We start from the raw sequence: 20,807 nt of genomic DNA, 5'->3' as shown, positions 1-20,807 counted from the left end.
CCTCCCGTCATCGGTTCTCCTCCGGGGCCGACAGGTCCTCGAAACGGGCGCGGATCGCCTCGCCGTGGGCGGGCAGGCGCTCGGCATCGGCCAGCGCCACCACCGTATCCGCAACGCCCTTGAGCGCAGCTTCGTCGTACTCGACGACGTGGACGGCCTTGAGGAACGTGTGCGTGGACAGGCCCGAGGAATGGCGGGCGGTGCCCGACGTCGGCAGCACGTGATTGGAACCGGCCGAGTAGTCGCCCAGGGGCACCGGCGAGAAATTGCCGACGAAGATGGCGCCGGCGTTGGTCACGCGGTCGGCCAGCGCGGCGGCGTCGGCGGTGTGGACCTCGAGGTGCTCGGCGGCGTAGGCGTCGGCGACCTTGAGCCCGACCTCCATGTCGTCGACGAGCACGATCCCCGACTGCTCTCCCTCCAGCGCCTGCTTGACCCGGTCGGCGTTGAGGGTGACGCCGTAGCGCGCCTCGACCTCGCGGTCGACGGCCTCGGCCAAGTCGGTCGAATCGGTGATGAGCACCGACGCCGCCATGACGTCGTGCTCGGCCTGCGAGATCAGGTCGTAGGCGACGGCCACCGGGTCGGCGGTCGCGTCGGCGAGGATGGCGATCTCCGTCGGGCCGGCCTCGGAGTCGATGCCGACGACCGAACGGCACAGCCGCTTGGCGGCGGTGACGAAGATGTTGCCCGGGCCGGTGACCATGTCCACCGGCTCCAGGCCCTCGTCCTCGTCGCCGTAGGACAGCAGCGCGACGGCCTGGCCGCCGCCGACCGCCCACACCTCGGTGACGCCGAGCAGCGCGCACGCGGCGAGGATGGTCGGGTGCGGCCAGCCGCCGAAGTCGGCCTGCGGCGGTGATGCGACCACCAGCGACTCCACGCCGGCGGCGAGCGCCGGGATGACGTTCATGAGCACCGACGACGGGTAGACCGCGTTGCCGCCGGGGACGTAGAGGCCGACGCGGCGCACCGGGATCCACTTCTCCCGGACCACGCCACCGGGCACGACGTCGACGGACACGTCCGCCGGCTTCTGCGCCTCGTGGAAAAGGCGGATGCGGGAAATGGACTCCTCCAGCGCCGCCCGCACGTCCGGGTCCAGCTGCTCGAGCGCGCCGGCGATGACGTCGGCGGGCACGACCAGAGATTCGGGGATGACGTGGTCGAACTTCTCCGAGTACCGCATCGCGGCGGCCACGCCGTTGTCCGCGACGTCCTCGACGACGGGGCGAACGGTCGGCAGCATCGAATCGACGTCGGCGGCGCCGCGGGGCAGCGCCCGGCGCAGCTCGGCGGTGGAGGGGACGCGACCGCGCAGGTCAATGGTGGACAGCATCGGGGCAGACGCCACCTTTCGGGAGGTGCTCGGGAGCTTGCTCGTTGATCGGGTTCATCATAGTTGCCGCCGGCATCCCGCCCGGTCGCGGCCCTGCCGCGGCCCTGCCACGATCCGGAGGCAGCCCAACGGCAGCCCAACGACAGCCCCGGCAGCGGCCCCGCCGAGCCCCTCCACCCCCTTCCGAGTTCCACCTTCGGAGTTTCCGTTGCGCGGATGCCTGCGTATCCGGGACAATCGTCCGCATGTCCAGCACCGATAGCAGAGACCTGGCCGATCTGGCGCGCCGTGCACTCTCCGCCGCATGGGACGGGGATCCTCTGGCGGCCCGCCTCGTCGCGGCGGAGTTCGCGGCGTCGGGCCATGCGGAGAGCCCCGAGCCGCCGGCCGACCTGGACGCCGATCTGCACGGTGCGCACCATTCGCTGCGGCGTTCGGTCGCCGAATCGCTCGGCATGGAAAAGCTGGCCCACTCCGCGGCCATGGCGTGGACCGGGTGGGCCATGACCCGCGGCAACGCCGCCCACGAGCTGCGGGCACGGTCCCGTCTGGCCGTCGACGAAGCCAACCGCTGGCTCCGCTTCGTCGACGACAGTTCCTCTGGCGCCGACGTCACCGACATCCCGCTGCTCGCCCAGATGGTGCGGGGCCTGCCCGGCCGCGAGGGCGAACCGAGCCCGGCGACCGAGCCCGCCGATCCGATCCTCGTCGACGCGATGCTCCAGACGGAGTCCGCCGCGACGCTGGTCCGCCGGCCCGACATCGCCGAGCCGCTGGCCAATTGGCTGCGCGATCAGTCGGAGGCACCGGGCGCCGAGAACCTGTCGGACGCCGTCACCCTCATCGACGCCCGCCGCCTGCACGCCATCGGCGATCTGCCGGCCGCGGCGCGCTTGTGCGCGGCGGCGGCCGACGAACCGATGGGCGAGCCGGTGACGGCCGCCATCGATTTCCGCCGCGAACTGGCGCTGTATTCCATCGAGGCCGGTCACGACGAGACGGCCGCGCGGATGTTGGCCGGCGTCGCAAAGCAAGCCGCCGACGCCGGCCTCGCCCTCGACCAGGTCGCCGCCGCACGCCTGTCGGCGCCGGTGCTCGACCGCATGGGGCGCACGCGCGAACGCCGCGCCATGGCGCAGGCCGCGCTGGCCGCCGCCAAAGGGTTCCCGGACTCCCCCGCGCTGCGCGAGGTCGCCGCCGCCGCGAAGTAGGCGTTTTGCCTTCGCCCGCCCCGGGGACACACAATGGCCGAATGACCTGGTGGGATGAATCCGTGGACGCGTCGGCCCCGATTGTGGTGCGCGCGCCGGCGACGCCCCCTCCCGCGGTGCCCGCCGATTTGCCGGGGCTGGTGGCCTTTTCGCGGCAGTCGGCCCGCTCGCTCGACCACGTGTCCAGCTGGCGCGCGGTGACGGCCTACGCCCGCGATCATTGGCTCGACGACGACCCCGCCGAGGTTCCCGAGGAACTGCTCGGCGAATTTCACGCCCTGCGGCACGCGGCGGCCGATCAGCTCGAGCTTTCCGACGAAGCCGAGGAGGCCAGGCGGCGCTGGCTCGATTGGGCCGTGCGCACCGATCGCCCGGCGGCGGCCTTCCACGCGCGGTCCTTCGGGGCCTTCGCCGAGGCGGAGAAGTTCATCGACGCCCGTCCCGGCGGCGCCCGCCCAATGGATGCGGACGTGCCGGTGCTGACGTCGCTGACCCGCGACATCTTAGACCTGCGCCCCAGTGGCCCGGAGGCGTATCAGTTCGCACTGTCGGCCGCGGTGGCGGGTGCGGCGGCGTCGCTGGCCCGCAGGCCGGACCTCGCCGGGGCGCTATCCCGGTGGTCGGCCGAATACGCCCCTCCGCGCACCGGCGACGACGACCGCCGACTGCTGGAGGCCCAGGTCGCCCATGGCCGCGGCGACCTGGTCGAGTCGGCGCGCATCTGCGCCGCTGTCGCGGCCGCCCCCGCGTCCGAGCCGGTGACCAGCACCATCGAGGCCCGGCAGATGCTGTCGCACCTGTCGCTGGAAGCCGAGGAACCCCTCGAGGCCATGCGCCAACTGGCCCCCGTCGTGGAAGTCGGGCTGGAATACGACCTCGTGGTCGGCACGCTGCGGTCGGCGCGGCTGCTGACCGCCCTGCTCAACTCCGAAGGCGAGTACGCGCGGGCCGCCGAGCTGGCCCAGGAGGCGCTCGACGCGTCGTCCGGGATGCCGGTCAACGCGCTGGTGATGGACCTGCGCCTGATCTTGGCGCGGTCCCTGCTCGACGCCGGCGACGATGGCGCCGCCCTCGACCACGCGGTGCCGGTGGCGCAGTGGTCCTCGCTGACCAGTGACGAGGAGCGCACCGACGCGGCGTTCTCCATCGCCGCCACCGCCGCCGGGCGGGCCGGGGATTCGGGCCGCGCCGCGGACCTGCTCATCGAGCACGCCGAGCACCTGCACCGCCTCGGCGACGACGAAGGCGCCTCCCGTGCTCTGCGCCAAGCCGCGCGCAGCGCCGTCCACGACGATCCGGAACGGGCCGAGGACCTGATGGTCGACGCCCGCGACCTGATTTCCGGCGGCTGGTCCATCGCCGACTGGCACGACGACCTCGCCTACGTCTACTGGGCGTCGTCGCGCGAGGACCTGGCGTTGGGGCACGTGGACACCGCCGCGGCCGGTTACCTGGAGGCCGGCGACGGCGAGGAAGCCGCGCGGGCGCTGCTTACCGGGGTGCGCTGCTGCATGGACCGCGACGATGAACCGGGCGCGCGGCGCTACGCCGCCCGCATCGACGACCTGCTGCCGGCCGATTCGTGGTCCGGCCACCCCGTCCGCGAGGCCCTGCGCGAGCTTCTGGGGCACCTGAACTGACCGGGGCGTTCGGCCAGTAGGATCGCTGACCATGCGCACCCCCTCCGAACTCCTCGAGGCCGCGACGGCCCTGGCCGCCGACGGCAAGCTCTGGTCCGCCGCCGATTCGCTGATGGCCGGTTTCGCCGATCTCGGCGACGCCGCCGACGCGCCCGACGTCGACTCGCTGGGCCGCCCGATCCGGGGGTCGTCGCCGAAGCTCATGGACGTCGCCGCCGATTACATGGACCTGCTCGACTCCATCGAGGCCGACGACCCGGACGCCATCGACGCCGAGGTCGCCGAGGCCACCCCGCCGCGCCACATGCGCTGGGCCCAGTGGCACGCGCTCAACGGCCACGCGGAGATCCGCCGCGGCCATCCGGGCCGCGCCGTCGATCACCTGGAACTGTCGGCGGGCCTGTTCGGCTCCGATGCCATGCGCGCCCAGGAGATCCCGCTGCTCGCGCAGATCGCCCTGTGCCAGCTCGAATGCGGCGACGTGCCCCGCGCCGAAGACGCGCTCAACCGCGCCCTGGCCGCCCGCGCGGCGCTGGGCACTTCGGATCCGGGCACCGCGGCGCGGTTCGCTTGCCTGCTCGACGACGTCTCGGCGCGGATCACGGCCCAGCTGCGGCCGTGACCGCCGTTCGCCGCACCGACGTACTCGTCATCGGCGCCGGCCAGGCCGGATTGTCGGCGGCGCATCATCTGGGCCTGCGGGGCATCGACCGCATCGTCGTCGACGCGGAGGACGGGCCCGGCGGGGCGTGGCGGCATCGCTGGGACAGCCTGACCATGGCGACGGTCAACGGGATCTTCGATCTGCCGGGCATGCCCCGCGAAGACGTGGACCCGGCCACGCCGTCGAATGTCGCGATCCCCGACTATTTCGCCCGCTTCGAGGCCGCCCACGTCCCCGACGTCGAGCGCCCGGTCCGCGTGCGCCGTGTCCGCCGCGTCGACGGCGGATTCGCCTCGGAACTCGAATTCCCTGCCATCTCCGGTGCGGGCCCCGATGCGGCTTCCGGTGCGGGCCCCGATGCGGGCGGGAACACCATTTTCTCCCGCGCCCTGGTCAATGCCACGGGTACGTGGCGGCGGCCCTTCGTGCCGTCCATCCCCGGCCACGAATCCTTCCGCGGCCGGCACGTGCGCACGGTCGACTACGGGGACGCCGAGGATTTCCGCGGCCACCGCGTCGCCGTCGTGGGCGGCGGGATCTCGGCGGCCGGGTTCCTCCTCGAGGTGGACCGGGTGGCGGAGGTCCTGTGGTTCATCCGCCGCCCGCCCGTTTTGAGACGGGAGCGCTTCACCCCCGAGATCGGCGCGGACGTCGTCGCGCGCGTCGACGACCGCGTCCGCCGGGGCCTGCGGCCGCAATCGGTCGTGTCGTTGACGGGCCTGCCGTACTCCCCCGAGCTGGCCGCACATCGGGCCCTGCCGATGTTCACCGCCATCGAACCGGAGGGCGTCCGGCTTCGCGACGGCTCCTTCGAATCACTCGACGACATCATCTGGGCCACCGGCTTCCGAGCCGATTTGGGCCACCTGGCGCCCCTGAAGCTGCGTGGGCCCGGCGGCGGCATCCGCATGGACGGCACCGCGGTCGCCGCCGATCCGCGCATCCACCTGGCCGGGTACGGGCCCGGGGCGTCGACGGTCGGCGCCAATCGCGCGGGCCGCGACGTGGCCATCGCCTTAAAAGCGCTTTTCGACGACTGACTGCCCCGGGCACCCGCGGCCCCGGAAGTCGGGGCGGCCGTAAGCGGGGCAGCCGGAAGTCCAGCGCGGCCAGGAGTCGCGGACCTAGAAGTCCAGACCCAGATCCAGCACGCCGGACGAGTGGGTCAGCGCGCCGACGGCCAGGAAGTCGACGCCGCAGGAGGCGTATTCGCGGGCGACGTCCAGCGTCAGCCCGCCGGAGGACTCCAGCTGCGTGGCCGGGGAAACCTGGGCGCGGCGCTGGACGGCGATCTGCGTCTGCCACACCTCGAAGTTGTCCAGCATGACCAGCTCGGGCTTCATCTCCAGCACCTGGTCGAGCTGCGTGAGGTCGTCGACCTCGATTTCGCACTTGAGCTCCGGGTACGCGCGGCGCACGCGCTCCAGGGCGGGGACGACGCCGCCGGCGGCGGCGACGTGGTTGTCCTTGATCAGGGCCTCGTCGCCCAGGCCGTTGCGGTGGTTGACGCCGCCACCGCAGGTCACGGCATACTTCTGCAAATTGCGCAGGCCCGGGATGGTTTTGCGGGAGTCGCGGATGCGGGCGCCGGTGCCCTCGACGGCGTCGACCCAGCGGCGGGTCGCGCTGGCGATGCCGGAGGCGTGCGTGACGATGTTGAGAAGCGTCCGCTCCGCCGTCAGCAGCCCGCGGGTGGGCGCTTCGATCTCGGCGACGACGGTGCCCGGGGCGACGCGGCCGCCGTCGGCCACCAGGATCTCCACCTCGAATTCGTCGGCGATGACCTCCTCGAGCGTCCAGCGGATGGCGTCGCCCGCGGCGATGACCCCGTCGACGCGCGAGGTCACGGTCGCCCGCGATCGCTGCGCCGGCCCGACGGTGGCCAGCGACGTCACGTCGGGGCCGTAGGCCAGGTCCTCCTGCAGCGCGGTGCGGATGAGGCCGCGGGTGATCTGTTCGTCCAGCATTCGGTGCTCCTCGGTGATGGTCGGTGGTGGTCGGTGGTGGTCGGTCCGTGGTGGTTGCTTTGCGACGCCGCCGCGTCACCCGTCCAGCCGCGTGTGGCAGCCCAGGGTGGTGGGGCGCGCGGCGGCCGCGGCGACGATCGCCCGCGCCACGGCGACTTCCGCGGAGTCGGGCAGCGCCGACAGCGCGTGGGCGGCGCGCGCCAGCGATTCGGCGGTGCGCGTGACGCCGGCGCCGTCGGTCATGGCGCGCTGCAGGCGGTCGAGGTCGCGCGGCCAGGGGCGCGGGCGGATGCGGCGGCGCCGGATGTCGCCGGGCCCCTTCTCCCCCAATTCCCTGGCCGCGATGGCCGCGGCAACGTCCTCGGCGACGGCGCGGCCGACGACGATGCCCTCCAACAGCGAATTCGACGCCAGGCGGTTGGCTCCGTGCAATCCCGTGCGGGCGCATTCGCCGGCGGCGTAGAGCCCCGGGACGCGGGTGCGGCCGTCGACGTCGGTGGCGATGCCTCCGCAGGAGTAGTGCACGGCCGGGGCGACGGGCAGCAGATCCTTCGCCGGGTCCAATCCGGCGGTGGCCACGCCGGCGGTGACCGTCGGAAAGCGATCGCGCACGCCGTCGATGTGCCGGGCGTCGAGGAACACGCACTCCTCGCCGAGTTCGCGCAGGCGCGTGGCGATGGCGCGGGAAACGATGTCGCGCGGCGCCAGATCGCCGCGCGGGTCGACGCCCTCGGTGACGGAGCGGCCGCGGGAATCGACCAGCCGGGCGCCCTCGCCGCGGACGGCCTCCGAGATGAGGGGCCGGCGGCCGCGGCGCTCGCGGTCGAACAGGACCGTCGGGTGGAACTGGATGAACTCCATGTCCGCGAGCTCCGCGCCGGCGTCGAGCGCCAGGCACTGGCCCTGGCCGTGCGCCCCATCCGGTGCCGTCGTCGCGCGGAACAGATGGCCGACGCCGCCGGTGGCGATGAGCGTCGCCGCCGCCGTCACCGCACCGAGGCCGCGCGGATCGCGGACCAGGGCGCCGAAGGCGCGGTTGCCGTCGCCGACACCGCTGTTGCCGCCGGCGCCACCGTCTCCGTCACCGCCGTCGACGATGATCTCCTCCGCCACCGCATTCTGCAGCACCCGCACCCCGGCCACGGAGGCCTCCAGGGCCCGCTGGATCTCCGCGCCCGTGGCGTCGCCGCCGGCGTGGATGATGCGGCGATGGGAATGGCCGCCTTCGCGGGTGCGGGAGTACTGGCCGGCGTCGGCCGGGTCGGTCTTCGCGTCGAAGCGCGCGCCCAGGTCGATGAGCCACTGCGTGGCCCGAGCGCCGGCGCCGACGATGGCGCGGACGGCGGCCTCGTCGCAATGCCCGGCGCCCGCATCGAGGGTGTCGGCGACGTGGGACTCCACCGAATCGGGGCCGTCGGGGCCATCCGATCCGCCGGGGCCCTCCGGCCCCTGGGGCGCGTCGCCGAGGCCGACGACCGACAGCCCGCCCTGGGCGAGGTTCGTCGCCGCCCCCTCGAACCGCAGGTGACGGCGCGCGCCCTCGGACCAGTGCCCCTTGTCCACGAGCAGGACGTCGAGCCCCAACTCGCGGCCCCGGCGCACCGCAGACAGGCCCGCGACGCCACCGCCGATGACCAGCAGATCGCAGTGCGCCGCCCAGTCGAACCCGAACGCGGGCCCGTGAACACCGGCTCCGGCGCCCACGGCCCTACTCGCCGCCGCCCGGATTGCCGATGGCGATCATGCGCTCGACCGACGCGCGCGCCTTCTCGGCGACGTCGGCGGGCACGGTGACCTCGTCGGTGCCCTCGGCGAGGCAGCGCAGCAGGGCCGACGGGGTGATCATCTTCATGTAGACGCAGGAGGCACGGTCGTTGATGGCCTCGAACTCCACGTCCGGGGCGGCCTTGCGCAGCTGGTGCAGCATGCCGACCTCGGTGGCCACGAGCACCTTGCGGTCCTCGCGGTTCTCCGCGCGCTGGGCCTCGCGCTGCGCCGACGCCAGCATTTCGCCGGTGGAGAGCATGTGCACGCGCTCCGGCTCGATGGTGCCTTCGCCGGCCAGGTAGATCGCCGAATTCGCGCAACCGCACTCCGGGTGGATGTACAGGTCGGCGTCGGGGTTGTCCGCCGCCCGGCGCGCCAGCTCGTCGCCGTTGATGTTGGCGTGGACGTGGCACTCGCCGGCCCAGATGCGGATGTTGTCGCGGCCGGACTCGCGCTTGACGTGCGCGCCGAGGAACTGGTCCGGGTTGAACAGGATCTCCTTGTCCGCCGGCAGCGACTCGATGACGTCGACGGCGTTGGAGGACGTGCAGCACACGTCGGTCTCGGCCTTCACGTCGGCGGTGGTGTTGACGTAGCTGACCACCAGGGCGCCCGGGTGCTCGGCCTTCCACTCGCGCAGCTCCTCGGCCGAGATGGAGTCGGCCAGCGAGCAGCCGGCGCGTTCGTCGGGGATGAGCACCGTCTTGCCGGGGCTGAGGATCTTCGCGGTCTCCGCCATGAAGTGGACGCCGCAGAACACGATGACCTCCGCCTCGGTCTCGGCGGCCACGCGCGACAGGCCGAGGGAGTCGCCGACGTAATCGGCGATGTCCTGGATCTCCGGCAGCTGGTAGTTGTGCGCCAGGATGACGGCGTTGCGCTCCTTGGCCAGGCGGCGGACCTCGTCGGCCCATTCCGGCGTCGCCTCGACGCCCGTGTAGCCGCCCTCGCCGTCGACGACGGACGCCGCCAACGCGGACTCGAGGGGCTTGAGGGTCGCGCTTTCCTGCGCGGACGCGTGGGTGGTCACATCGGCTCCTTGGCTGGGGAGGATCTTCTTGCCGCCGATATTAGCCCGTGGGGCGGGCGTCCCCCGCATCACCGTCGCCGCCGCGCCCGGGCCCCGGTTCCGCCTCCGCCCCGGGCGCCAGGAAGATCAGGCACCAGTACGCCAGCATCGCCGCGAACGGCGCGACGAGCAGCGCCACCGGCACGTCGAACGCGGGCAGCACGTCCACCGACGAGCCCGGCGCGACGGCGTCCAGGTCGGGCTGGCGCACCCCGGCGATCAGGTTGCCCGACGCCAGCTGCACGGCGGCCATGGCCAACGCCGAAACTCCGACCCAGGCCTCCATGGCCAGGCCGCGGGCCGTCGGAAAGCGCTTGTGCGCGATCGTGCCCAGCACCAGCCCCAGCACCAGCGCGATGCCGGTGAACCACAGCAGAGCCGAGAACGTCGCGTCGAGACCGTCCTGCCCCACCGCCAAACGGCCGCCCTCGAGGAAGGTGACGGTCTGCATGGGGCGGGCCATCGCCCATGTGACGCCGCCGAGTACGCCGCCGACCAGCGCCGCGAGCAGCACGGCCGACGCGTCGCCGATGAAGCGGGGCGGGCGGCGGGCGTGCGGGACGGCCGCCGCGGGGGTCTGCGGATCCATGGGGGCGAATGTACCCGGCCCCGGCGGCCGACTGGCCTCCGGTGGGCGGGTGCTTTGCGACGCCACCCGTCCCGAACACTGTTCAAGTGATGGTTTATCGTGGGGCCATGACCGACGAACGCACGGGCCGCTCGCATCTGGCGGACCTCGGGGACCTGACCCGCGGACGCCTCGCCGCCGGGCTGCACCGGACGCTCGCGCCACGGCCGCCAGGCCCGGCCGAGCTGCTCGACCTGGCGTCGAACGACTACCTGGGCATGCACGATCACGCCGCCGTCATCGACGCCGCGGCCGCCGCGCTGCACGACTACGGACTGGGGTCGACGGGATCGCGGCTGGTCACCGGAGCGACGGACGTACACGACGAGTTGGAGAACGCGCTGGCCGCGTTCATGGGGTTCGGTTCGGCACTGACCGCCTCGTCGGGGTACATGGCCAACCTCGCGGCCGTCACGGCGCTGGCCGGGCGCGGCGACCTCATCGTTTCCGACGGCGGATCGCATGCCTCGCTCATCGACGCCTGCCGGCTGTCGCGGGCGCGCGTCGCGGTCACGCCGCTCGGTGACGTTGCGGCGATCGAAGAAGCCCTGGCCGCGCGCACGGAGACGCGGGCCCTGGTGATCTCCGACGCCGTGTATTCCACGTCGGGCGCCATCGCCGACGTCCGCGCCCTTTATGCCGCGGCCCGCGCGCATGGCGCCGCACTGCTGGTCGACGAGGCCCACGGCCTGGGCGTCGTCGGGCCCGGCGGGCGCGGCGCGGTGGCGGCGGCGGGCCTGTCCGGAGCCCCGGACCTGGTGGTCACCGTGACGCTGTCGAAATCGCTTGGGGCGCAGGGCGGCGCGATCCTCGGCCCGGCGCAGCTGCGCGATCACCTCATCGACTCAGCGCGCCCGATCATCTTCGACACCGCCCTTGCACCACCGGCGGCCGCGGGCGCATTGGCCGCTTTGCGGCTGCTTGACGACGACCCGGAGTTGCCCGCCGCCGTCCTGCGCAACGCCGACGCGATCGCGGGCGCCTGGGGCGTGGACGCCCCACCGTCGGCCGTCGTGCCGGTGATCCTGGGCGACCCCGTCCGGGCGGTCGCGGCGCGCGACAACTTGCGCGCCCGCGGCGTGCTGGTCGGGGTGTTTCGGCCACCGAGTGTGCCGCCGGGAGGCTCGCGCCTGCGCATCACGGCGCGGGCGAACCTGACGCCGGAGGAATTGAAACGCGCCGCCCCACGCGACGGCGACGTGCCGGCGGCCTGATTCGGGAGCCCAGCCGGATGCCCGCGTTTCGGCGGGCACTCGCCGGCACCCGTCAGCGCTTGCGAGCACACGTCAGAGCCCGCCAGTACCCGTCAGTGCTCGTCGTAGTGGTCCCCATGGGCGGCGTGCCGGTGTCCATCATGGACGTAATCGACGTGGTCGCGGTGCGCGAACGAGACGTGGCCGCAACCCTCGCCGTGTTCGTGATCGTGATTTTCGTGGACGTGCTTGTCGGTGCTCATGGCTCGCCTTCCGGTCAACCGCTCCGGGCCACCATGACCCGGGGACAGGGCCCGGACGCCGTTCCCGACCGTCCGGGCTATGCATTTTTCATGCATACGCCTATCCTAAGTTGCACCTCAGTTGCGCTGAATGTATGCGACGTGGGTCTCGGTGAATTCCAGCAGGCCGTGCTTGCCGTCGGCGCCGCCGATGCCGGACTCGCGGCGACCCGCGTGGAACCCCTGCATGGCCTCGAAGTTCTCGCGGTTGACGTAGGTCTCGCCGTACTGCAACCCCTCGACGGCCTTCAGCGCCTGATTGAGGTCGTCGGTGTACACCGAGCTGGTCAGGCCGAAGCGCGACGCGTTGGCGATCTCCAGCGCCTCATCCAGGTCCTTGACGCGGACGACCGGCAGAACCGGGCCGAAGATCTCCTCCTTGGCGATCTCCATGTCCGGCTTCACCCCGTCGAGGATCGTCGGCTCGAAGAACCAGCCGTCGCCCTTGCCCTCCGCACGCGAACCGCCGGTCACCAGGTTTGCGCCGGCCTCGCAGGCACGCTCCACCATCCCCGCGACGTCGTCCAACGCCGATTCCGTGATCAGCGGGCCCATGTCCAGCTCCTCGATCTCCGAGGTGTCGCCGTAGCGGGTGGCGTCGAAAAGCTCCTTGAGCTTGGCCACGAGCTCGTCGTGCACCGCGTCCTCCACCAGCACGACTTCCGCGCAGTTGCACACCTGGCCGGTGTTGATGACGCGCGAATCCCAGATCGCCTTCGCCGCGAGATCCAGATCCGCCGACGCCAGCACGATCGCCGGCGCCTTGCCGCCGAGTTCCAGGTTCACGCGGGTCAGGGTCGGCGCGGCCTTCTCCATGATCCGCTTGCCGACGGACACCGACCCCGTCATGGAGATCATCCCGACATCGGGGTGGGTGCTCAGGGTTTCGCCGACCACGCGGCCGCGGCCGCTGACCAGGTTGAACACACCGGCCGGAACACCGGCCTCATCGACGAGCTTCGCGAACTCGAGGGCGTTGACAGGGGTCTCCGACGACGGATTGATCACGATGGTGTTGCCGGTCAGCAACGCCGGGGCCATCTTGCGCGCAATGAGGAAGAACGGGAAGTTCCACGGCAAAATGCCGCCGACGACGCCGATGGGGCGGCGGGTGAGCAGGATCATTTCCCCGGCACGGTCGGACGGGATCACCTCGCCCTCGATGCGGCGGGCCCACTCGGCCATGTAATCGAGGTAGTCGGCGGTGAAGTTGGCCTCGACCGTCGCCAAGCCACGGGTCTTGCCCTGCTCTACGACGAGCATGTCGGCGAACTCATCGGCCCGATCGCGCAGCAGCGCGGCGATCTTGCGCAGATACCCCGCCCGCTCGATGTTCGGCAGCGCGGCCCACGCGGGCTGCGCCGCCTTGGCCGCGGCGATGGCGGCGGCAGTCTCCTCCTCGCGTGGTGCGCGGCGGGCGTGTTCCGCCGGCGCGGACGTTGCAAGCGCGAGCCTACCCCCGAAACAACTTTTCCCGGCCGAAGTCAAGCTTTGAATCCAGATCGATTCAGGCCCGGTCAGCGACGTTCGAGCATCGACGAGTCCAGCTCGCCGTGGCGCGAACACCGCGCCGACCAGCCGTCCGGGCGGACCTGGACCACCATGCGGCGGCCGCACAGCCGGCAGTACCGCGGGGCCTCGAGCCCGGCGCGGGCGGAGTGGCTGCGCGGGCGCTCCTCCCCCGCCGCCAGGTGCGCACCGGTGAAGGGGTCGTACTCGGGCGGATCGCCCAACAGCGTCGCCCGCAGCAGTTCCGTCGAATCAGGGTTCGTGCCCCGGCGCGGCACGGTGGAGGTCATCGCTACACCGTCGCGTTCAGGGCCTTGATGGGCAGGCGGATCTTGCCCAGCATGTCCAGGTCCTGCTCGGCGGGGCGGCCCAGGGTGGTCAGATAGTTGCCCACGATGACGGCGTTGATGCCGCCGAGCAGCCCCTGCTCCGCGCCGAGGTCGCCCAGGGTCAGCTCGCGGCCGCCGGCGAAGCGCAGGATCGTCTTCGGCAGCGCCAGGCGGAAGGCGCCGATGGCGCGCAGCGCATCCTTGGCGGCCAGCGGCTCGCGGCCCTCGAACGGGGTGCCCGGGCGCGGGTCGAGGAAGTTCATGGGCACCTCGGTCGGGTTGAGCGCCGCCAGGTCCTGCGCGAACTCGGCGCGCTGTTCCAAGGTCTCGCCCATGCCCAGGATGCCGCCGCAGCAGACCTCCATCCCGGCCTCCGCCACCATGCGCAGGGTCTCGGCGCGATCCTCCCAGGAGTGGGTGGTCACGACGTTCGGGAAGTGCGAGCGCGCGGTCTCCAGGTTGTGGTTGTAGCGGTGGACGCCGGCCTTGGCCAGTCGGTCGACCTGCTCCTGGGTGAGAATGCCCACCGACGCGGCGACGTTGATGTCGACCTCTTCCTGGATGACCCGCACGGCCTGCTCGAGCTGCGACAGGAGGTTCTCGTCCGGGCCCTTGACCGCGGCGACGATGCAGAACTCGGTCGCGCCGGTCTTCTGGGTCTGCTTCGCGGCGTCGACCAGGGCGGGGATGTCCAGCCAGGCGTTGCGCACGGGCGACTGGAACAGGCCGGACTGAGAACAGAAGTGGCAATCCTCGGGGCAGCCGCCGGTCTTCAGCGAAATGATGCCCTCGACCTCGACTTCTTCGCCGCACCACTTCAGGCGGACCTCGTGGGCGAGGGCGAGCAGCTCGTCGATGCGGTCGTCGTCGAGCTGCAGGACGGCGAGGGTCTCGGCGTGGTCGAGCCCCTCGCCGCGGCCGAGCACCTTCTCGCGGGCGATTTCGAGGACGTCGGCGGGCGAAACGGCGGTCATTGATTCTCCTGGCTGGTTGTGGCGTCGGCCGTGCCCGGGCACTGCCGGCGAAAAACTTGAACACCGTATTGAACGATGTTCGGGCCTGAATGTACCCCGCGGCACGAACACCGTTCAAGACGGCTGGCCGGGCCGCTCACCCCCCGCTTTCCGATAACGTGGATCACGTGCAGCTCACCAAGGACATCATCATGGACGCGGCGATGGAGATCCTCGATGAATTCGGACTCCAGGACCTGACCATCCGCCGCCTGGCCCGTCACCTCGACGCGGCCGCCGGCGCGATGTACTGGCACTTCCCTTCCAAGCAAGCGCTTCTCGGCGCCGTCGCCGACCGCCTGCTCCTCCCCTTGTCCGAGCTCGAGCCCACCGGCGACTGGCGTGCCGACGCCACCGCCTTCGCCGAGGCGCTCCACGGCTGCCTGACCTCCCACCGCGACGGAGCCGAAGTCGTCTCCGCCGGCCTGGCCACCGACACCGTCTCCGTCCGTCCCGCCCGGCTGCTGGCCCCTTTGCTTTCCGACGCCCCGATCGACGAGCACCTCACCCGGGACGCCGCGGCGACGCTCGTCTACTTCATCCTCGGCTCCACCGTCGACGAGCAGACCGCCGCCCAGCTGGCGAAGGTCGCCGACCCCGGCGACGACTCCGCCGCCGCGAAGAACGCCGAAACCCACGGCCGGCGCATCCGCAACGGCGTCGACCTCATCGTCGCCGGCATCGCCGCCGGCGGCGCCTGAGCCTCGCAGGCACCGCCACACGAGCGGGCGCCGCATGCGCACCGGGCCCGCCGCATGTGCCCAGGTGGGCGTCGTCAAGCACAAGCCGTGCACCCGTAACGCGCCGAGAGGTTTGCTCGGCACGTGAGTACGGGGGCCATCCCGGTATGGTTATCAACATGACAAACGCGAACTTCGACGGCGAACACCAGGTCTGGCCCGGAGACCCCTACCCCCTGGGCTCCACGTACGACGGTGCTGGCACCAACTTCGCCCTGTTCTCCGATATCGCGGAAAAGGTCGAGCTGTGCCTCATCGACGCGGACGGCGCCGAAACCCGCATCCCGCTCGAAGAGGTCGACGCGCACATCTGGCACTGCTACCTGCCCGGCATCATGCCCGGCCAGCGCTACGCCTACCGCGTCCACGGCCCCTACGACCCGGCCAACGGCCACCGCTGCGACCCGAACAAGCTGCTCGTCGACCCCTACGCCAAGGCATTCGACGGCGACTTCGACGGCCACAAGTCGCTGTTCAGCTACGACATCGACGACCCGAGCCAGCGCAACACCGACGACAGCCTCGGCCACACCATGACCTCCGTGGTCATCAACCCCTTCTTCGACTGGGCCACCGACCGCCAGCCGAAGCACCCCTACTCCGAGACCGTCATCTACGAGGCCCACGTCAAGGGCATGACCATGACGCACCCGGAGGTGCCCGAGTCGCTGCGCGGCACCTACGCCGGCCTGGCGCACCCCGCAATCATCAACTACCTCAAGGACCTCGGCGTCACCGCCATCGAACTGATGCCCGTCCACCAGTTCCTGCAGGACGACCGCCTGCGCGACCTGGGCATGCGCAACTACTGGGGCTACAACACCTTCGGGTTCCTCGCCCCGCACCAGGACTACGCCGCCTCGTCCAAGCCGGGCGGCGCCGTGTCCGAGTTCAAGGGCATGGTCCGCGCGTTCCACGACGCCGACATCGAGGTCATCCTCGACGTGGTCTACAACCACACCGCCGAGGGCAACCACATGGGCCCGACCATCTGCTTCCGCGGCATCGACAACGCCGCGTACTACCGCCTGGTCGAAGGCGACAAGCAGCACTACATGGACTACACCGGCACCGGCAACAGCCTCAACGTCCGCCACCCGCACTCCCTGCAGCTGATCATGGACTCGCTGCGCTACTGGGTCTCCGAGATGCACGTCGACGGCTTCCGCTTCGACCTCGCCTCGACCCTGGCCCGCGAGTTCCACGACGTCGACCGCCTGTCCGCGTTTTTCGACCTGGTCCAGCAGGACCCGATCGTCTCGCAGGTCAAGCTCATCGCCGAGCCGTGGGACGTCGGCGAGGGCGGCTACCAGGTGGGCAACTTCCCGCCGCAGTGGACCGAGTGGAACGGCAAGTACCGCGACACCATCCGCGACTACTGGCGCGGCGAGCCGTCGACGCTGGGCGAGTTCGCCTCGCGCATCACCGGTTCGTCCGACCTGTACGCGAACAACGACCGCCGCCCCACCGCGTCGATCAACTTCGTCACCGCCCACGACGGCTTCACCCTCAACGACCTGGTCAGCTACAACCACAAGCACAACATGGCCAACGGCGAGGACAACCGCGACGGCGAGAGCCACAACCGCTCGTGGAACTGCGGCGTCGAGGGCTACACCGACGACGAGACCATCCTGCGGCTGCGGGCGCAGCAGCGCCGCAACTTCCTGACCACCCTGCTGCTGTCGCTGGGTACCCCGATGATCAGCCACGGCGACGAGATGGCCCGCAGCCAGAAGGGCAACAACAACGTCTACTGCCAGGACAACCAGCTGGCGTGGATGGATTGGAACCAGGTGCGCACCAACTCGGAGCTGGTGGACTTCACCCGCTACCTGCTGGAGCTGCGCGCCGAGCACCCGGTGTTCCGCCGCCGCCGCTTCCTGAAGGGCGGCCCGCTGGGCGCCGAGACCGACGACCGCGACATCGCCTGGCTGACCCACGAGGGCCGCGTCATGTCGCAGGACGACTGGGACTTCGATTTCGGCAAGTCGCTGATGGTGTGGCTCAACGGCGCCGCCATCACCGAGCCCGACGCCCGCGGCCACCGCATCGTCGACGACAGCTTCATGCTGTGCTTCAACGCCCACCACGAGGACCTGACATTCCAGATCCCGGGCACCGAGTACGCCGCGGAGTGGGAGGTCCTCATCGACACCACTGAGCTGACCGGCCGCCCCACGCGCGAGCGCCTGGTCCAGCCGGAGCGCGAGCTGCGCGTCCCGGCGCGGTCGACCATCGTGCTCATCGAGAAGCACTAGGCGACGCCGGCCGGCGCGGCCACGGTCAGCGCGGCCAGTTCGGCCAGCTCGGCTTAACCCACCCCGAATGGTTTAACCCACCCGCTGTAACGGGTGGGTTAAACCATTCGGGGTGGGTTTGCGCATGGGCGCGGGAGCCGGCGGGCCCGGACATGCGAAAGCGGCGCATTCCCTCGTGGGATGCGCCGCTAATTTCTGTCGTGGGCCGGCCGTGCATACATGGGCGGGCCGTGATCGGTGGCCGCCGGGTCGAGCCGGGCTTGCGTGGGATCGAACCGGGTCCAAGGGGGGCGCGTCGGTTTGAGACGGACCTCGCCGGGTCGCGCCGAGCCGAAGCTGGTTGAAGAGGCCTGCCGGGTCAGGCCGAGCCGAAGCGGACCTAGGAAGCCTGCCGGGTCCAGTACTCGGCGCCGGTACCGAAGTAGTCGCCCAGCCGGCGGGCGAGGTCGGGGGTCAGGTTGGTGCGGCCGGTGCGGAAGCGCTCCAGCGTCGAGCTGGGGACGTTGATGGCGACGGCCAGGCGGTAGATGCTCATTCCCCGCGGTTCGAGGAAGCGCTGGTGGAGGATGGTGCCGGGATGGGCGGAGACTGCGTTGGTCATGCGTGCTCTCCTCGTGGATCGTGACTGAGTGTTCAGGCTGATTTCTCAAGGCGACGGCGACCGGGATGGGTGCCCCGGCCGCGCGACGGTGCTCAGATTAGCGCCGGGACCCCCTCCTTGCCGAACGGGCATTCCGGGGTCGAAGAATGTGTGAACCTTTCTTCGCCAAACCATAATGAGTGATGAATCACACTCGCGCAACACTGTTACCCCCGTCACATGGGGGTGGGCCGCTAGGCTCGTGGGCATGCAGGTTCTCGACTTCCGCCTTTCCGGCGCCATCGTCCGCGTGTCCCTGGATTCGCCGCCGTCCGCATCGGCGCACCGCATCGCGCGGACGCGCAGCACCGACGTGGCCGATGCCTCGGCATCGCTTTCCGACGCCGCGGCGGGAGCGTCCCTGACCGCCCCCGGGCGGCTGCTGCCGGGGCGGTTGGATCTCGGCGGCGATCTTCCCTCCGCCCGCGTGACCGCGGCGACGCTGCCGGCGGCCCGGGCGCTGCTGGAACTGCTCGACTCCCCCACCGCCGAGGCGCTCGCGGCGGCCGCGGGGAAGGGCACGCCGGGCGTGACCGTTCCCGAAGATGGCGAGGGCCCCTCGGCCACCGGCAACGGCTCCGCCGACACCGGCCCCGCCGGCGGCACAGCCGGCGGCACCGGCTCCCCCGGCGGCTCCGCGGATGGCGCTCCCGCGGCGGCGGGGACCCCGTCATCGCCGCCGCCACACGGCGACGATCCCGACTTCTTCGCCTTCGACGTCGAGACCGCCAACGCCGACGAGGGTTCGGTCATCCAATTCGGCATCGCCGCCGTGCGCGACGGCAAGGTCGCCGAGACCTACTCCTGGCCCTGTCGACCGCCGGCCGGGCTCGAGCAGTTCGACGAGGACAACATCGCCATCCACGGCATCACGCCCTCCGACGTCGTCGACGCCCCGCCGTTCGCCGACGTCGCCGAGAAGTTCGGCCGCCTCGTCGACGGCACCCCGGTCGTCGCCCACAACGCCAAGTTCGATTTCACGGCCCTCAAGCGCGGGTGCGCCGCCGCCGGCATCGACGTGCCCGACGTCGCCTACGCCTGCACCTACCTGTGGGCGCGCCGCGTCGGGTTGCAGGTGGAGAACTACCGCTTGCCGACGCTCGCGCGGGAAGCCGGAGCCGCCGACTTCGACCATCACGACGCAGCCGCCGACGCCGCGGCCTGCGCCGAAGTCGCCCTGTGGCTCATGCGCGAGCATCCGGGCCCCGAGCCCACGACGAATCCCGTGAAGTACTCCGAGAACCTCGGCATGGAAATGGGGATGCTCTTCGGCAAGCGCCTCGTCCCGATGCAGACCACCGGCCAATCGCAGGTCACTTCGGGTGCGGGCGGGGCCCGTCGCAAAGCGGCGAGGTCCGGAGGCGCGGCGGCGCAGGACCGGCGCGCCAAGTGGGACGCGGTGAAGGCGCCCGAGGTGATCCCGGAGAAGAACGAGGACGCTGACCCGGACGGGTTGCTGTTCGGGCAGAACGTCACCCTCACCGGAGATTTCGCGCCCTACGACAAGGGGCGGCTGTGGGAGCTCATCGCGCAGGCCGGCGCGACCGTGGGCAAGAACACGACGAAGAAGACGACGATCCTCGTCGCGGGGCCGTGGGACTCGATGACGTCGAAGGAAAAGAAGGCCCGCGAATACAAGGACAAGGGCCAGGACATCGAAATTTGGGATGAAAAGCAGCTTTTCACCGTCCTTGGGCTCGAGGAGACGCCTCCCTTCTGAGGTCCTCGGCCAGCCGCCGGAAAGGCGGCTGCCACCCCCGAAATTCACCCCCTCCAAAATAAACGGAACCGTTCCGCGCTGCGGCGCGTCCAATCACGTGACATCGTCCCCCATGCAGGAGGTCCTCACGTGCAACGGCCCGTCCCCGAACTCCGTCCCGCCACTTGGCTGACCACCGCACCCGCAGACGTCGATTGGCGCGACGCGGGTGGCGGGCTGGTCGGCGTGGTCGCCGAACCCGGGTACGGCGTGGAGGCCGCGGCGAGGGTGCTGATGGAACGTCACATCGCCCGCGGCAAGCTCCACCTGACGGCCCGGCCGGCCGCGGCGGTGACCGGATCGGGCGAGGCCGACGTGCGCGCGGGGATCCAGATCGGCTCACCGGCGGCGCGCCCGACCGGGTGGTTGGCCGAGGTCAGCCCGCTGCTGGAAATCGACGGCCACCTGCGGCGGCTGTTCGGCGATCGGCCCGTGTACTTCCCGGCTTCCGTCGATCACCTGCTGGCGCTGCCCGCGGGGGCGGACCTGACCCGCGCGTACCTGTGGTCGGCGCGGACCTGGCGGGCCTCCCCCGACCCCGTGTCTCCTCTGGCCCTGACCCTGGGCGATGACCGGCTGGCGGTCCACTGCCCCGCCGACGGGCACGCGGCCCACGAAGCGCACCGTGCCGCAGTGCTGCTCGCGGCGGGCCAACGCCGCCCGGAATCCCACTACGATGGTCGAAGTGACCGAAACAGGGCCCGCGTGCCCGCCCGCTGAACGGCGGCCGCGCGGGACCCGGTGCCCGGTGGCTCCGCCGACCACGGCGGATCGAT

Annotated in this window: 19 protein-coding genes; 9 read left to right on the top strand and 10 right to left on the bottom strand. The window is 71.3% G+C overall.

What is annotated here, in order from left to right; genetic code table 11:
- Window positions 1–7: 7 nt before the first annotated feature.
- Window positions 8–1,339, bottom strand: coding sequence for a histidinol dehydrogenase (gene hisD, locus CX1_RS02600; protein WP_046650540.1), 1,332 nt, complete (start codon window positions 1,337–1,339; stop codon window positions 8–10).
- 245 nt (window positions 1,340–1,584) lie between these two features.
- On the opposite strand from hisD, the gene CX1_RS02595 reads away from it, so the two are divergent.
- Genes CX1_RS02595 through CX1_RS02580 form a run of 4 tightly spaced genes read left to right on the top strand, consistent with a single transcriptional unit; the run spans window position 1,585 to window position 5,894 of the window.
- A complete protein-coding gene (locus tag CX1_RS02595; protein WP_060925220.1) occupies window positions 1,585–2,550 on the top strand; it encodes a hypothetical protein in 966 nt (321 codons plus the stop codon).
- 41 nt (window positions 2,551–2,591) lie between these two features.
- The gene (locus tag CX1_RS02590; RefSeq protein WP_052753332.1) at window positions 2,592–4,190 is read left to right on the top strand and encodes a hypothetical protein; all 1,599 of its coding nucleotides are present in this window, start codon (window positions 2,592–2,594) and stop codon (window positions 4,188–4,190) included.
- A 31-nt stretch (window positions 4,191–4,221) separates the two neighbouring features.
- Entirely contained in the window at window positions 4,222–4,812 is a 591-nt protein-coding gene (locus CX1_RS12755) for a hypothetical protein (protein WP_052753331.1), read from the top strand.
- Window positions 4,809–5,894: an FAD-dependent oxidoreductase gene (locus tag CX1_RS02580; RefSeq protein WP_046651330.1), complete on the top strand. Its 1,086-nt coding sequence runs from the start codon at window positions 4,809–4,811 to the stop codon at window positions 5,892–5,894. Before CX1_RS12755 ends, CX1_RS02580 begins: the two co-directional genes overlap by 4 nt.
- 84 nt (window positions 5,895–5,978) lie before the next feature.
- On the opposite strand, the gene nadC is transcribed toward CX1_RS02580, so the two are convergent.
- From nadC to CX1_RS02560, 4 genes are all read right to left on the bottom strand, one after another.
- A complete protein-coding gene (gene nadC / locus CX1_RS02575) occupies window positions 5,979–6,821 on the bottom strand; it encodes a carboxylating nicotinate-nucleotide diphosphorylase (RefSeq protein ID WP_046651329.1) in 843 nt (280 codons plus the stop codon).
- A 75-nt stretch (window positions 6,822–6,896) separates the two neighbouring features.
- Complete coding sequence (gene nadB, locus CX1_RS02570) at window positions 6,897–8,525, bottom strand: L-aspartate oxidase (protein WP_082719020.1); 1,629 nt, start codon at window positions 8,523–8,525, stop codon at window positions 6,897–6,899.
- 4 nt (window positions 8,526–8,529) lie between these two features.
- The gene (nadA, locus tag CX1_RS02565) at window positions 8,530–9,618 is read right to left on the bottom strand and encodes a quinolinate synthase NadA (protein WP_060925219.1); all 1,089 of its coding nucleotides are present in this window, start codon (window positions 9,616–9,618) and stop codon (window positions 8,530–8,532) included.
- Between the two features lie 40 nt (window positions 9,619–9,658).
- Window positions 9,659–10,246 carry a hypothetical protein gene (locus tag CX1_RS02560; RefSeq protein WP_060925218.1) on the bottom strand — a complete coding sequence of 196 codons (588 nt, stop codon included), beginning with the start codon at window positions 10,244–10,246 and terminating at the stop codon, window positions 9,659–9,661.
- A 107-nt stretch (window positions 10,247–10,353) separates the two neighbouring features.
- On the opposite strand from CX1_RS02560, the gene CX1_RS02555 reads away from it, so the two are divergent.
- On the top strand, window positions 10,354–11,499 hold the full coding sequence (locus CX1_RS02555; RefSeq protein WP_060925217.1) for an aminotransferase class I/II-fold pyridoxal phosphate-dependent enzyme: 1,146 nt from the start codon (window positions 10,354–10,356) through the stop codon (window positions 11,497–11,499).
- A gap of 92 nt (window positions 11,500–11,591) precedes the next feature.
- On the opposite strand, the gene CX1_RS12500 is transcribed toward CX1_RS02555, so the two are convergent.
- The 4 genes from CX1_RS12500 to bioB form a co-directional block, all read right to left on the bottom strand.
- Entirely contained in the window at window positions 11,592–11,741 is a 150-nt protein-coding gene (locus CX1_RS12500; protein ID WP_162836788.1) for a hypothetical protein, read from the bottom strand.
- A 117-nt stretch (window positions 11,742–11,858) separates the two neighbouring features.
- Window positions 11,859–13,268, bottom strand: a complete 1,410-nt coding sequence (aldA, locus tag CX1_RS02550; protein ID WP_205908701.1) for an aldehyde dehydrogenase — start codon at window positions 13,266–13,268, stop codon at window positions 11,859–11,861.
- Between the two features lie 29 nt (window positions 13,269–13,297).
- Window positions 13,298–13,579: a biotin synthase auxiliary protein BsaP gene (gene bsaP, locus CX1_RS02545; RefSeq protein ID WP_046651298.1), complete on the bottom strand. Its 282-nt coding sequence runs from the start codon at window positions 13,577–13,579 to the stop codon at window positions 13,298–13,300.
- Between the two features lie 2 nt (window positions 13,580–13,581).
- The gene (bioB, locus tag CX1_RS02540; RefSeq protein WP_046651297.1) at window positions 13,582–14,592 is read right to left on the bottom strand and encodes a biotin synthase BioB; all 1,011 of its coding nucleotides are present in this window, start codon (window positions 14,590–14,592) and stop codon (window positions 13,582–13,584) included.
- A gap of 167 nt (window positions 14,593–14,759) precedes the next feature.
- On the opposite strand from bioB, the gene CX1_RS02535 reads away from it, so the two are divergent.
- Window positions 14,760–15,332, top strand: a complete 573-nt coding sequence (locus CX1_RS02535; protein WP_046651299.1) for a TetR family transcriptional regulator — start codon at window positions 14,760–14,762, stop codon at window positions 15,330–15,332.
- A 158-nt stretch (window positions 15,333–15,490) separates the two neighbouring features.
- A complete protein-coding gene (glgX, locus tag CX1_RS02530; protein WP_060925216.1) occupies window positions 15,491–17,632 on the top strand; it encodes a glycogen debranching protein GlgX in 2,142 nt (713 codons plus the stop codon).
- Window positions 17,633–18,011: 379 nt separating this feature from the next.
- Here glgX and CX1_RS02525 read toward each other — a convergent pair whose 3' ends face one another.
- Entirely contained in the window at window positions 18,012–18,233 is a 222-nt protein-coding gene (locus tag CX1_RS02525) for a HigA family addiction module antitoxin (RefSeq protein ID WP_046649476.1), read from the bottom strand.
- 247 nt (window positions 18,234–18,480) lie between these two features.
- On the opposite strand from CX1_RS02525, the gene CX1_RS02520 reads away from it, so the two are divergent.
- Complete coding sequence (locus CX1_RS02520) at window positions 18,481–19,992, top strand: exonuclease domain-containing protein (RefSeq protein WP_146780776.1); 1,512 nt, start codon at window positions 18,481–18,483, stop codon at window positions 19,990–19,992.
- 129 nt (window positions 19,993–20,121) lie between these two features.
- A complete protein-coding gene (locus CX1_RS12235) occupies window positions 20,122–20,751 on the top strand; it encodes a hypothetical protein (protein WP_102214646.1) in 630 nt (209 codons plus the stop codon).
- The last annotated feature ends 56 nt before the right edge of the window (window positions 20,752–20,807 follow it).

This window comes from Corynebacterium xerosis NBRC 16721 = ATCC 373 (assembly GCF_001552415.1).
Lineage (GTDB): Bacteria > Actinomycetota > Actinomycetes > Mycobacteriales > Mycobacteriaceae > Corynebacterium > Corynebacterium xerosis.
The sequence above is the reverse complement of the archived record's forward strand: the minus strand, read 5'-3'. Positions and strand labels throughout refer to the sequence as shown.